General features: G+C 58.0%; 11 protein-coding genes and 1 pseudogene. 3 read left to right on the top strand and 9 right to left on the bottom strand.

All coding sequences use genetic code 11. The annotated features are described in order from the left end of the window. Positions 1 to 202 precede the first annotated feature (202 nt). From CLV88_RS10240 to CLV88_RS10230, 3 genes are read left to right on the top strand one after another with little or no spacing between them, the layout of a single operon-like run. On the top strand, positions 203 to 586 hold the full coding sequence (locus tag CLV88_RS10240) for an NADH:ubiquinone oxidoreductase subunit NDUFA12 (protein WP_106608302.1): 384 nt from the start codon (positions 203 to 205) through the stop codon (positions 584 to 586). Between the two features lie 3 nt (positions 587 to 589). Then, positions 590 to 1,039 carry an outer membrane lipid asymmetry maintenance protein MlaD gene (gene mlaD / locus CLV88_RS10235; RefSeq protein WP_106608301.1) on the top strand — a complete coding sequence of 150 codons (450 nt, stop codon included), beginning with the start codon at positions 590 to 592 and terminating at the stop codon, positions 1,037 to 1,039. Continuing rightward, positions 1,036 to 1,509, top strand: a complete 474-nt coding sequence (locus CLV88_RS10230) for a DUF2155 domain-containing protein (RefSeq protein ID WP_106608300.1) — start codon at positions 1,036 to 1,038, stop codon at positions 1,507 to 1,509. Before mlaD ends, CLV88_RS10230 begins: the two co-directional genes overlap by 4 nt. Here the strand turns inward: CLV88_RS10230 and aat are convergent. The 9 genes and pseudogenes from aat to tldD all read right to left on the bottom strand — a co-directional run bounded on the left by aat (position 1,455) and on the right by tldD (position 11,820). Further along, entirely contained in the window at positions 1,455 to 2,090 is a 636-nt protein-coding gene (gene aat / locus CLV88_RS10225) for a leucyl/phenylalanyl-tRNA--protein transferase (protein ID WP_106608299.1), read from the bottom strand. The genes CLV88_RS10230 and aat overlap by 55 nt on opposite strands. Before the next feature lie 20 nt (positions 2,091 to 2,110). Then, complete coding sequence (accC, locus tag CLV88_RS10220) at positions 2,111 to 3,463, bottom strand: acetyl-CoA carboxylase biotin carboxylase subunit (RefSeq protein ID WP_106608298.1); 1,353 nt, start codon at positions 3,461 to 3,463, stop codon at positions 2,111 to 2,113. Positions 3,464 to 3,472: 9 nt separating this feature from the next. Further along, positions 3,473 to 3,973: an acetyl-CoA carboxylase biotin carboxyl carrier protein gene (gene accB, locus CLV88_RS10215; protein ID WP_106608297.1), complete on the bottom strand. Its 501-nt coding sequence runs from the start codon at positions 3,971 to 3,973 to the stop codon at positions 3,473 to 3,475. A 162-nt stretch (positions 3,974 to 4,135) separates the two neighbouring features. Next, positions 4,136 to 4,678, bottom strand: a complete 543-nt coding sequence (locus CLV88_RS10210; protein WP_423827734.1) for a helix-turn-helix domain-containing protein — start codon at positions 4,676 to 4,678, stop codon at positions 4,136 to 4,138. A gap of 104 nt (positions 4,679 to 4,782) precedes the next feature. Next, the gene (locus tag CLV88_RS10205; protein WP_106608296.1) at positions 4,783 to 5,412 is read right to left on the bottom strand and encodes a CoA transferase subunit B; all 630 of its coding nucleotides are present in this window, start codon (positions 5,410 to 5,412) and stop codon (positions 4,783 to 4,785) included. Further along, entirely contained in the window at positions 5,412 to 6,134 is a 723-nt protein-coding gene (locus CLV88_RS10200) for a CoA transferase subunit A (protein ID WP_106608295.1), read from the bottom strand. The genes CLV88_RS10205 and CLV88_RS10200 overlap by 1 nt, the downstream gene beginning before the upstream one ends. Before the next feature lie 175 nt (positions 6,135 to 6,309). Beyond that, on the bottom strand, positions 6,310 to 8,937 hold the full coding sequence (gene topA / locus CLV88_RS10195; RefSeq protein ID WP_106608294.1) for a type I DNA topoisomerase: 2,628 nt from the start codon (positions 8,935 to 8,937) through the stop codon (positions 6,310 to 6,312). 145 nt (positions 8,938 to 9,082) lie between these two features. Beyond that, positions 9,083 to 10,229: pseudogene (gene dprA / locus CLV88_RS10190) on the bottom strand (DNA-processing protein DprA). 169 nt (positions 10,230 to 10,398) lie between these two features. Next, entirely contained in the window at positions 10,399 to 11,820 is a 1,422-nt protein-coding gene (gene tldD, locus CLV88_RS10185; protein WP_106608293.1) for a metalloprotease TldD, read from the bottom strand. Positions 11,821 to 11,978 lie beyond the last annotated feature (158 nt).

Here is an 11,978-nt window from a genome sequence, read left to right as displayed (position 1 = left end):
CGAGACGGTCTGAGAATTGCGCCCCGGTGTCATCGCCGGGGCGTTTCTTTGTTCATGGATCGGGTGCGCGTCATGTTCCCTAAATGAAACGGTCGCACAAGAGGCGGGTGTCGGGCGATTTGGCGCTGAGACACTGCTATGCACGGGCTGGACCTTTTGCGCGTAATGGTCCATATGAAAAAGAGAATTTGCGGAGGCATCGATGGGCATTCTGAGCACGATCAACAGCGTTCTGACTTGGTGGAATGGCGGGACGCTAAACACTCGCCTTTATACCCGCCGCAAGGGCATCAAAATGGGCGAAGATGACCAGGGTAACGTTTTTTACCGCAATGCCGACGATTCCAAGCGCTGGGTGATGTTCAACGGCGAAGTTGAAGCGAGCCGGATTGGCGCGGATTGGCATGGCTGGCTGCATCGCACATTTGACGAGGCCCCCTCGGACAAGCCACTGCCACGTAAATCGTGGGAAAAGCCACATCAGGAAAACTTGTCGGGCACGGCGATGGCCTATGCGCCGGCCGGATCTATCCGCTCTGGCGCGCCGGTCGAGAGGCGTGACTATGAGGCGTGGAGCCCGGAATAAGCCATGTCGGCAGTACGCACAGAGGCCACCGTTGGGGCCGTGGTTGTTGCAGCGGCCGCTGGGTTCCTGATTTATGCCACGCAATTCACCAGCCTGTCCGCCAGCAGCGCGGGCTATCCGCTAACCGCGTCCTTTCGCTCGATCGAGGGAGTCAGTGTGGGCACGGATGTACGCCTCGCTGGTGTTAAGATCGGCACGGTCACAGATATTGTTCTGGATCCGGCGACGTTCCGCGCGGATGCGGAATTTACTGTCGCAAACGGTGTTGAATTACCCGATGACAGCGCTGTTGTGATCTCGTCCGAGGGGCTTTTGGGTGGGAATTTTGTGGAAATTCTGCCGGGAGGCTCGCCGTTCAATCTGGCCGCCGGGGATGAAATCGAAGACACGCAAAGCTCGGTCAGTTTGATCTCGCTATTGCTGAAGTTTGTGTCCGGTGGGGATGACGAATGAGGCTTGGTGCGGGAGTGATTGCAGGCGCGATATTGCTGTCCGCGCCAGTTTTGGCACAGGAAATCATTGTTGAAACGCTTGAGATTGAACCGCAAACCTTTGAGCCATTGCAACAAACGCTGGGTGATGTGACCAGCGAGAGTGTCACGGCGGCCAAAATTGCGCTGGGTGCGCAGCTGCGAGGGTTGGACAAGTTGACTGGCGATCTGGTTGATTTTGATCTGGAAAACGGGTTCAGCGTAAATTTTGGCGCGTTGCGTGTGGATATGGCCCAGTGCCGGTATCCTGAGGACAATGCGACAGGTGAGGCGTTTGCCTATCTGACGATCTGGGAAGACAACGGCGCGGGTGCCGTGGCATTTGAGGGCTGGATGGTGGCGTCTTCTCCGGCGCTGAGTGCGCTGGATCACGCGCGTTATGACGTCTGGGTCCTGCGGTGCAGCACCTCGGGGGCTGACGGCAGCGAGTGAGCCGTGATGTCGGCGTTCTGTCGGATCGCCCATGTCAGCAGTTTGTGATAATCTGCGCGCGGAATTTCGACCGCGCCCAGCGTGGCCAGATGGTCTGTTAGAAATTGCGTATCAAACAATGTAAACCCGCTGCGACGCAGGTGCTCAATCAGGTAGGCAAGCGCAATTTTTGACGCGTTCGGGCGTCGGGAAAACATGCTTTCCCCAAAAAACGCTCCGCCTAAAGTGACGCCATAGACGCCGCCGATCAGGTCGCCGTTATCCCAGAGTTCGAGCGAATGCGCCTGACCCCGGCGGAACAAAGCGATGTAGAGGCGGCGGATTTCGTCGCTGATCCAAGTCTCTGACCGGTCAGCGCAGCCATCAACGACACCCATAAAATCGCGGTCGAGCGTGACCGAATAAGGCGTTTTGCGAATGGCGCGGGCCAAGGAGCGCGAGATGTGGAATTTATCGAGAGGAAATACACCGCGACGGATGGGGTCGACCCAGAATATTTCTGGGTCGCCACGATGTTCGGCCATGGGGAAAACGCCCATAGCGTAGGCGCGCATCAATGTATCGGGTGTCAATTCACCCATACCGGCGCGCGCCCATCGTATCAGCCTTCGGGCAGGTTGGTTTCAAGCCAGCGTTCCAGCCAGTGGATATTGTAGTCACCCGACAGCACGTCATTTTCGGCCAAAAGTGCGTGGAACAGCGGCACGGTGGTGTCGATACCGTCCACGATCAATTCGCCCAAGGCCCGGTTCAGGCGTGCGAGCGCCTCGTTCCGGTCGCGGCCATGCACGATCAGCTTGCCAATCAGTGAATCGTAGAAAGGCGGGATCGAGTAACCGTTATAAAGCGCCGAATCCATCCGCACACCCAGCCCGCCGGGTGCGTGATAAGCCGTGATTTTGCCCGGACAAGGGGCAAAATTGGGCAGACGCTCGGCATTGATGCGTACTTCGATAGCGTGGCCGTTGATCTCGAGATCGTCTTGACCAAAGGACATATCCATACCGGAGGCGACGCGAATTTGTTCGCGCACAAGATCAACACCAAAGATCGCTTCGGTTACGGGGTGTTCCACCTGAAGACGGGTGTTCATTTCTATGAAATAGAACTCGCCATTCTCATAGAGAAATTCGATTGTGCCTGCGCCGATATAGTTGATCTGTGCCACCGCATCCGCACAGACCTTGCCGATTTTGGCGCGTTCCTCGGGGGAAATGCTGGGGCCGGGCGCTTCTTCGAAGACTTTTTGGTGGCGACGCTGCAGTGAACAGTCACGCTCGCCCAAATGTACGGCCTTGCCCTTGCCATCTCCAAAGACCTGAATTTCGATATGGCGCGGTGTGGTGAGGTATTTCTCGATATAGACCTCATCATTGCCAAAGTTGGCTTTGCCCTCGGCGCGCGCTGTTTGGAACGCGCTTTTCATCTCATTGGCGTTATGGGCCACTTTCATGCCCTTGCCTCCGCCGCCTGCCGTAGCTTTGATGATCACCGGGTAGCCGAATTCTTCACCAATTTTTAGAGCGGATTCGACATCTGGTACACCGCCATCCGAGCCGGGCACGCAGGGCACGCCAAGCGCCTTCATTGTGTCCTTAGCCGTGATTTTGTCGCCCATGACGCGGATATGTTCGGCGGTCGGGCCAATGAATGTCAGGTGGTGGTCTTCGACGATTTGCACAAAATTGGCATTTTCCGACAGAAAGCCATAGCCGGGGTGAATGGCCTGGGCGCCGGTGACTTCGCAGGCGGCAATGATCGAGGCCATGTTGAGATAGCTCTCGGTGCCAGCGGCAGGGCCGATGCAGATGGCTTCGTCCGCCATACGCACATGCATCGCGTCAGCGTCAGCGGTGGAATGCACCGCAACCGACTCGATGCCCATTTCGCGGCACGCGCGGATCACGCGCAGGGCGATTTCTCCGCGGTTGGCGATCAGGATTCTATCAAACATATCAGCGCCTTATTCGATGATCACCAGAGGAGCGCCGTATTCGACAGTGTCGCCGTCGCCCACGAGGATACGTTTTACGGAGCCGGATTTGGGCGCTGGAATGTGGTTCATTGTCTTCATAGCTTCGACGATCAGGATGGTGTCACCTTCGTTAACCTGTGCACCGACGCTGACAAATGGAGGTGTGCCGGGTTCAGCCTGAAGATAGATGGTGCCGACCATAGGCGACGTCACGGCGCCGGGGTGGCTGGCAGGATCGTCATCGTCAGTCGCGGCGGCAGCGGGCGCGGCTGCGGCGGGCGCTGCAATCGGGACGGCAGCAGGGGCGGCGGCCACGGCGACCGGCGCGGCGGCAATGGGGGCGGGTTGTTGGCGGCTGACACGCACATTCAGGCTGTCATCTTCGCCGTATTCGCGTTTGACTTGGAGTTCGGTCAGATCGTTTTCACGCAAGAGCTCTGCCAGTGCCTGAATAAAGGCAACATCTGTCTCGTGGTTCTTGGTGCTCATGTTCGTTTCTACCCTCTGCGACGCTTAAAAGCGGTTCTGGTCTTGTTTGGTGTTCCCTGCCGCGCCTTATAGGTGAAAACCACGGGCGTGGGAAGCTGATCTGACCTCGCCAGATAGGGGTTTGGCGCAGTTTTTACGAGGGTAAATCGCACAATTTGCGCATCAAAGCGGCATCCCCGACAGTTTCGCCACCAGTTCAGCGAGTTTACGTGCGCTGAATTTGCGCAGAAGGCGGGCGCGGTATTCTTCGACTGTGCGGTATGAGAGGCCAAGTTCGAGGCCGATTTCCTTGGAAGTTAAGCCGCGACAAGTCAGAATGGCGACTTCGCGCTCGCGCTGGGTCAGTTCGACCAATGGGCGTTCGTCGGAAAGGTCTGCAAACGACCAGATCGAGCGCTGAAATGGGTTGTCGGGAGTCAGGGAGGTTCCGCGGACACGGCACCAGAAAAGTTCGCCACCCCGGCGACGCATGACGCGCTCGTCATTATATCGCCCAGCCGCCAGAAACCCGGCCATGACCCGCTCGCCCATGACCTGAAAGTCTTCTTCTGAGGCGTAGAATTCGGCCAACGAGAGGTTTTCGCATGTTTTTGGATCTTCGCGGAACATCTCGCCGAAATGGCGGTTGCACCGCCGGATGATGCGGTTTTCCAGAACAAGAAGTCCCACAGGAGCGTAATCAAAGGCAAGTGCGTCCAAATCCATGCGCCTGTGATGGCATAAGCCGCGCCAAACGCCAAGAGGCAGGCGGCAAGACAAAAGCCCGGCCAATGAGACCGGGCTTTGGAATTGAGTGGCTGTTGATGCGCTTAATTGACGAGGGTCGCTTCGGTTGCGGCGCGCAACTCGTCTTCGGTGACACCGTCTGCGGTCTCGACAATCTTGAGGCCGCCTTCGACCACATCCAGTACGCCGAGGTTGGTGATGATGCGATCCACCACACCCTTGCCAGTCAGCGGCAGAGTGCATTCCTTGAGCAGTTTGGATTGGCCGTGTTTGTTGGCGTGATCCATAACCACAACCACACGTCCAACTCCGGCCACCAGATCCATCGCGCCGCCCATGCCCTTGACCAGCTTGCCGGGGATCATCCAGTTCGCCAGGTCGCCGTTTTCGGCAACTTCCATCGCGCCAAGGATGGCCATGGCGATCTTGCCGCCACGGATCATGGCAAAGGATTGGGCGCTGTCAAAATAGGCGGTTTGTGGCAGCTCGGTGATGGTCTGTTTGCCCGCATTGATCAGGTCCGGGTCTTCTTCGCCCTCATACGGGAAGGGGCCCATGCCCAACATGCCGTTCTCCGATTGCAGCGTCACCTCGACTCCGTCGGGGATGTAGTTGGAGACCAGTGTTGGGATGCCGATGCCGAGGTTTACATACCAACCATCTTGTAGTTCCTGCGCCGCGCGGGCGGCCATTTGGTTACGATCCCAAGCCATTATGCTTCCTCCCGCTTGCGCACAGTGCGCTGTTCGATGTGTTTTTCGGCGTTGCCCTGAACGATGCGGTTCACGTAAATGCCGGGTAGGTGAATGCTGTCTGGTTCGAGCGAGCCTGTGGGCACAATCTCTTCAACCTCAACCACGCAGAATTTGCCACATGTCGCGGCGGGCGCGTTAAAGTTCCGAGCGGTTTTGCGGAACACGAGGTTTCCGGTTGGATCCGCTTTCCAGGCTTTGACCACTGCGAGATCGGCAAAGATGCCTTCTTCCATGATGTAGTCTTCCATGGTGCCGTCGGGACCGGTGGGGAATTGCTTTTCGACCTTGCCGTCAGCGATTACGGTTCCAACGCCTGTCTTGGTAAAGAAGCCCGGGATGCCGGCGCCGCCGGCGCGCATACGCTCGGCCAAGGTGCCCTGAGGATTGAACTCAAGCTCAAGCTCGCCAGAGAGGTACTGGCGCATAAACTCGGCGTTTTCACCAACATAGGAAGACATCATTTTGCGCACCTGACGGGTTTCGAGCAGGATGCCAATGCCGTGACCGTCTGTACCGGCGTTGTTTGAGGCGAATGTCAGATCCTTGACACCGGAGTCGCGGATCGCATCTAGCAGCAGTTGAGGAACGCCGCAGAGCCCGAAGCCACCTGCCGCGATGAGCATGTCATCACGCAGGATACCGTCGAGCACCTCTGCAGCGCTTGCATATACCTTATTCATGGAACTCTCCCTTAGAACCGGAATTGCCCGTGTTTTGGCGAGGTGGGACGTGGGAGTCAATGTGAAGCGGGCAGGCGCGTATTACTACGGGCGGCTTGTAAACCAGCTGCTACCCGCCGTTGGCGGGGGGCGCTCGGCTAACGCTTGCGGGGCTTTGTCGCCAGCGGCGACGTTGCTATTCGGACGTGGTTTTCGTTGCCACAGGTTTTTTAGCGGTCGCCTTTTTGGCAGCTGTCTTTTTTGTCGTGGTCTTTTTTGCGGCAGCTTTTTTGGCGGGCGCTTTCTTTTTTGCAGGGGCCTTGCGTTTGGACCCTGATTTGGCAGCCTTTTCCGCAATCCATTCGACAGCTTGCTCAATGGTGACGTCTTCGGCTTTGACGTCCTTGGGGATGGTCGCGTTGACCTTTTCCCATTTCACATAAGCGCCATAGCGCCCGTCCATGACATTGACCGGACCACCGGAGTCGGGGTGTTCACCCAGTTCCTTCAATGGTTTAGCGGCGGCCTGGCTGCCGCGGCGGCCAGGGTTATTGCGTTTTTCGGTCAACAGTTCTACGGCGTGGTTCATGCCAATGTGAAAGACGTCGTTGGGGTCTTTGAGGTTGGCATAGACCGGTTTCGCATCGTCCGGCAGTTTGTGCATGACATAGGGGCCAAAACGCCCGAAGTTCGACGAGATCATCCCACCCTCGGGGTGTTCACCGATTTCGCGTGGCAAAGACAAGAGCGTCAGGGCCTTATCAAGGTCCATATCCTCTTTGTTCCAGCCGCGTGGCAGGCTGGCGCGTGGGGGTTTCTTGTTCTCAGGTGTGGGTTCGCCGCGTTGCACGTAGGGGCCAAAACGACCCGCCTTGAGCCAAATCTCGTCGCCTGCATCTTCGCCCAGAAGACGTTCGTCGCCGTCGGCCCCTTCGCCCGCGATGGGACGTGTATAGGTGCATTCGGGATAGTTGCCACAGCCAACAAACCCGCCCGTGCGAGAGGATTTGAGGTGTAGCTGGCCGTTGCCGCATTTGGGGCAGACACGCGGGTCGGTGCCGTCCTCGCGAGGCGGGTAAAGCTGAGGGGCGAGCGCGTCGTCGAGCACATCGAGCACTTGAGCAATCCGCAGTTCGGATGTTTCGGCAATGGCCGCCGAGAAGTCTTTCCAGAACCGTGCAAGGACGGTTTTGTAGTTGCGGTCGCCTGCGCTGACGTCGTCCAGCTCTTCTTCCAGATTAGCGGTGAACTCATAGCCGACATATTGACGAAAGAAATTCAGCAGGAAGATGGTGACGATCCGGCCCTTGTCCTCGGGGAAGAGGCGGTTTTTGTCCTTGCGGACATATTCGCGGTCCTGAATCGTAGTGATCACGCTGGCATAGGTTGACGGGCGGCCGATGCCCAGCTCTTCCATCTTTTTGACCAGTGTCGCCTCGGTATAGCGGGGCGGGGGCTGGGTGAAGTGCTGTTCGGGTGAAATGGATTTTTTGGTGGCGGCTTCGCCTTGCATGATTTGCGGCAGGCGCTTGTCGTCGTCATCGACAACCTGATCGTCGCGCCCCTCTTCATACACTCGCATAAAGCCGTCAAACAACATGACCTGACCGGTGGCGCGCAGGCCGACCTGTCCGTCATCGCTGGCGATGTCGACAGTGGTTCGCTCAAGGCGGGCACCTTCCATCTGGCAGGCAAGGGTGCGTTTCCAGATCAGATCATAAAGCTTGCGCTGGTCGTCATCGGACAGTTTGAGCGACGTTGCGTCGCGCGCCATGTCGGTGGGGCGAATACACTCGTGTGCCTCTTGCGCGTTCTTGGCCTTGTTTTTGTAAATGCGCGGTGACTTTGGAACGTAGTCGTCGCCGTAACGGTTTGCGATGGCCGCGCGGGCCGCCTCAACCGCTTCGGGGGCCATGTCGATACCGTCGGTCCGCATATAGGTGATATGGCCTGCCTCATAAAGCCGTTGCGCGGTGCTCATGCATTGGCGCGCGCCCATTCCAAATTTGCGGCTGGCTTCTTGCTGGAGCGTGGACGTCATGAAAGGGGCAGACGGGTTGCGGCTGGCTGGTTTGGCCTCGACCCGTGCGATTGAGAGATCGCGGGAATTGATTGCCTGAACGGCCAGTTCTGCGGCGGTGCCATTTTCAAGATCGTAGCGATCCAGTTTGTTGCCACCAAGTATGGTCAGACGTGCTTCGTATTCCTGACCGCGCGGTGTCGACAAAATGGCCTTGACCGACCAGTATTCGCGCGGATTAAACGCCTCAATCTCCATCTCGCGTTCCACGATCAGACGCAGGCAGACCGATTGCACACGCCCCGCAGATCGCGCGCCGGGCAGTTTACGCCACAAAACAGGTGAGAGATTAAAGCCGACAAGATAGTCCAGAGCGCGGCGGGCAAGGTAGGCGTCGACCAGCGGCTGATCCACTTGACGGGGATTCTTCATCGCCTCGGTCACGGCCGATTTGGTAATAGCGTTGAACACCACGCGGCTGACGGGCGTGTCTTTCTTGATGGCCCGCCGCTTGCGCAGGGCCTCTTCAAGATGCCAGCTGATCGCCTCTCCTTCGCGGTCGGGGTCGGTTGCGAGAATGAGTGCGTTATCTTCTTTAAGAGCGTCGGCTATCGCTTTGACATGTTTGCGAGAATCGTTGCCGATTTCCCATGTCATGGCAAAGTCGTCATCGGTATCGACGGACCCATCTTTGGGGGGCAAATCACGCACGTGGCCGTATGAGGCCAGAACCGTGTAATCGGATCCCAGATATTTATTGATCGTCTTGGCTTTGGCTGGGGACTCGACAACAACAACCGGCATGAAAACTCCTATCGACTCGAGACGAGCGTTATGGCGGCGAAAAATGTGGGGCGAAAGGGGGAATTGTCAATGCGTGACAAAAAAAGCGTTTTGTAGGTGAGGTGGCCGGGTGCCAGGTTGCGGATCATTTCAACGCGCAGTGAAATCAATTGCGGCTGAGCAACCCGCCAGATTGGCGCGTGATCTTGCCGTCAAGTTCGAGGTCGACCAACACCGGTGCGACATCTGAGGTGTCGGCCTTGAGGTCGCGGATCAACTGATCTTCGGCAACGGGGGTAGGGCCAAGACGGTTCAATATCTGCATATGCAGGTTGGACGTGTCGCGCAGCGATCGCTTTTTTGGTTTTTGTGCAGGTGGTAGATTGGGCAACTCTGGTTGGTCGAGCGGCGAAATGCCCGTAAGGTCGCTGAGCGCCTCGATCACATCTTCAGCAGAGCGCACCAGTTGCGCGCCGTCACGAATTAACATGTTGCAGCCCGAGGCGCGGGCATCAAAGGGATGTCCGGGCACGGCCAGGACGTCACGCCCTTGATCCAGCGCGTTGCGTGCAGTGATTAAGCTGCCAGATTTGGCGGCGGCTTCGATCACGACAACGGCCCGGGATAGGCCCGAGATAATCCGGTTGCGCGCCGGGAAATGGCGCGCCTGTGGCATGAGACCCATGGGTTGTTCAGAGATGCGCAGCCCCTGTTTGCCGATATCTTCGGCCAGCCGGGTATTTTCAGCCGGGTATATGGTGTCGACCCCGCTGGCGAAGACAGCAATGGTGCCAGTGGGCAAAGCTGCCAGATGGGCGGCGGTGTCCACGCCGCGCGCGAGGCCGGACACGACAACAAACCCCTTGTCGCCCAGATCGTGCGCCAAGGCGCGCGCCATGCGCGTCCCGAGTGAGGACGCGTTGCGTGCGCCGACAAGGGCAATCATTGGTTGATGAAGGAGTTCGATGCGCCCCATAGCCCAAAAGAGTGGCGGGGAATCGGGGATGTCGTTAAGCGCGCTGGGGTAATCGTAATCTCCGCGCGCAATCAAATGCGCACCTGTCGCCCGGCCTGCGTTAAGTTCGCGGTGAATAACCGACTCTGGGCAGACTTCGTATCGCTTTACACCGGCGGCGCGCGATTTCTGGCAGTGCCTCAAGAGCAGCGGCGGCGCTGCCGTGTTCGACCATCAAGCGGTTGAATGTGGAAATCCCAACCCTGCGAGAGCGCAAGAGACGAAGCCACGAAAAACGTTCTTCTTCCGTGGTGGGTGGGAGTTGGGGGTGAGTGGAAGAATAGTTGTCTTCAATCATCCGTGGCTCCGTCTGCTTGCAGAATCAGGTTTAGCGCGGTGGTGGTTAATGACGCGTAAACCAAGAACGATAATGTCGCAGAGCCGAAGAATTTTCTGGATGTGATGAGTCCGGCGCGATTGCACGCCTGAATGCATTGCCCACCGTTTGGCGGGCAATGCAAAGTTACTCAGGCAGCTGAGCCGCCCACGGTCAGCCCGTCCATCAGAACAGTTGGTTGGCCAACGCCAACCGGAACCCATTGACCCGCCTTGCCGCAATTCCCCATACCAGGATCAAGCGCCATGTCGTTTCCAAGGCCGCGAATCTGGGTCATGGCGGTGGCACCATCCCCAATCAGGGTTGCGCCCTTGACCGCTGCGCCGATCTTGCCGTTCTCAACACGATACGCCTCGGTGCAGGAGAACACGAATTTACCATTCGTGATATCCACCTGCCCGCCGCCAAAGCCCACCGCATAGATGCCATCCTTGAGCGAGGCGACCAGATCCTGTGGATTGGCGTCGCCACCTTCCATGTAGGTGTTGGTCATACGCGGCATGGGGGCGTGCGCATAACTCTCGCGACGTCCATTGCCGGTGGGGTTTACGCCCATCAGCCGGGCGTTCTGTCGATCCTGCATATAGCCAACAAGAATACCATCTTCGATCAGAGTGTTTTTACCGGAGGGCGTTCCCTCGTCATCCACGGTTATGGATCCGCGGCGATCCGGGATGGTGCCGTCATCAATGACGGTCACACCACGAGAGGCGACCTGTTGACCGATCATGCCCGAGAATTTCGAGCTGCCTTTGCGATTGAAGTCCCCTTCCAGACCGTGGCCGACCGCCTCGTGCAGCAGAATGCCAGGCCAGCCGGGGCCAAGCACAACCTCCATCGGGCCAGCCGGGGCAGGGACCGCATCGAGGTTTACAAGCGCAACGCGCAGCGCCTCGCGGGCTTTGTCCTGCCAATCGGCGGGATCAAGCAGGCCATCAAGTCCGATGCGCCCGCCGCCACCAGCGCCACCGCTTTCGCGGCGTCCGTCCTGTTCCACGATGACCGAGACATTGACGCGGGTCATCGGACGAATGTCGGTCACGCGGGTGCCGTCGGGACGCAGGATCACCACCTCTTGGTGGCTGGCGGCCAACGTGGCCGAAACCTGAACCACGCGCGAATCAAGGTCGCGGGCAAAGGCGTCGATTTCACGGAGGGTGTCGATTTTTACTGGAAAGGACACACCTCCAATGGGATCCGCGTCTGTATAAAGTTTGCGGTTGGTTGGCATCGGACCAGCGGCCAAGGAGCCACCACCCGCGCCGATTGCAAGGCGTGCGGTTTCCACGGCGCGTTTGATCGAGGCTTCGGAGATGTCTGAGGAATGGGCATATCCTGAAACATCGCCGTTGACAGCACGCAGGCCAAATCCTTCGCCCGCGTCATAGCTGGCGGTTTTTAGGCGGCCATCGTCAAAAACCAGTGCCTCCGAACTGCGCCGCTCTAAAAACAGCTCGCCGTCTTCGGCGCCGTCAGTTGCGGCGCGCAGGTGGCGCAGGGCTGTGCCTTCGTCCAAAATGGTCTCAAAGGGTCGAAAGGTGGTGTCGTTCATGCTCGGTTATCCCCGGTTATTTGATCTAAATCAAAAAAAGCGTCTGTTTGCCGCAAGCTTCGATCTTTATCTGTGCGTTAGAATATGGTTTCTAGGCGCGAAACAACAACAGGATTCCACGCAAGCCGCGTCGTGTCCTGTCGTTTAGACATAGAACA

The organism is Shimia abyssi, from assembly GCF_003014475.1.
GTDB classification, from domain to species: Bacteria; Pseudomonadota; Alphaproteobacteria; order Rhodobacterales; family Rhodobacteraceae; genus Shimia; species Shimia abyssi.
Note: the sequence above shows the minus strand (reverse complement) of the source record. Positions and strands in the feature narration are given on the sequence as shown.

Bases quoted from the DNA above. Each gene is read 5' to 3' on its own strand.
- CLV88_RS10240 (WP_106608302.1), top strand. From the start codon at position 203: ATGGGCATTCTGAGCACGATCAACAGCGTTCTGACTTGGTGGAATGGC.
- mlaD (WP_106608301.1), top strand. From the start codon at position 590: ATGTCGGCAGTACGCACAGAGGCCACCGTTGGGGCCGTGGTTGTTGCA.
- CLV88_RS10230 (WP_106608300.1), top strand. From the start codon at position 1,036: ATGAGGCTTGGTGCGGGAGTGATTGCAGGCGCGATATTGCTGTCCGCG.
- aat (WP_106608299.1), bottom strand. From the start codon at position 2,090: ATGGGTGAATTGACACCCGATACATTGATGCGCGCCTACGCTATGGGC.
- accC (WP_106608298.1), bottom strand. From the start codon at position 3,463: ATGTTTGATAGAATCCTGATCGCCAACCGCGGAGAAATCGCCCTGCGC.
- accB (WP_106608297.1), bottom strand. From the start codon at position 3,973: ATGAGCACCAAGAACCACGAGACAGATGTTGCCTTTATTCAGGCACTG.
- CLV88_RS10210 (WP_423827734.1), bottom strand. From the start codon at position 4,678: ATGGATTTGGACGCACTTGCCTTTGATTACGCTCCTGTGGGACTTCTT.
- CLV88_RS10205 (WP_106608296.1), bottom strand. From the start codon at position 5,412: ATGGCTTGGGATCGTAACCAAATGGCCGCCCGCGCGGCGCAGGAACTA.
- CLV88_RS10200 (WP_106608295.1), bottom strand. From the start codon at position 6,134: ATGAATAAGGTATATGCAAGCGCTGCAGAGGTGCTCGACGGTATCCTG.
- topA (WP_106608294.1), bottom strand. From the start codon at position 8,937: ATGCCGGTTGTTGTTGTCGAGTCCCCAGCCAAAGCCAAGACGATCAAT.
- tldD (WP_106608293.1), bottom strand. From the start codon at position 11,820: ATGAACGACACCACCTTTCGACCCTTTGAGACCATTTTGGACGAAGGC.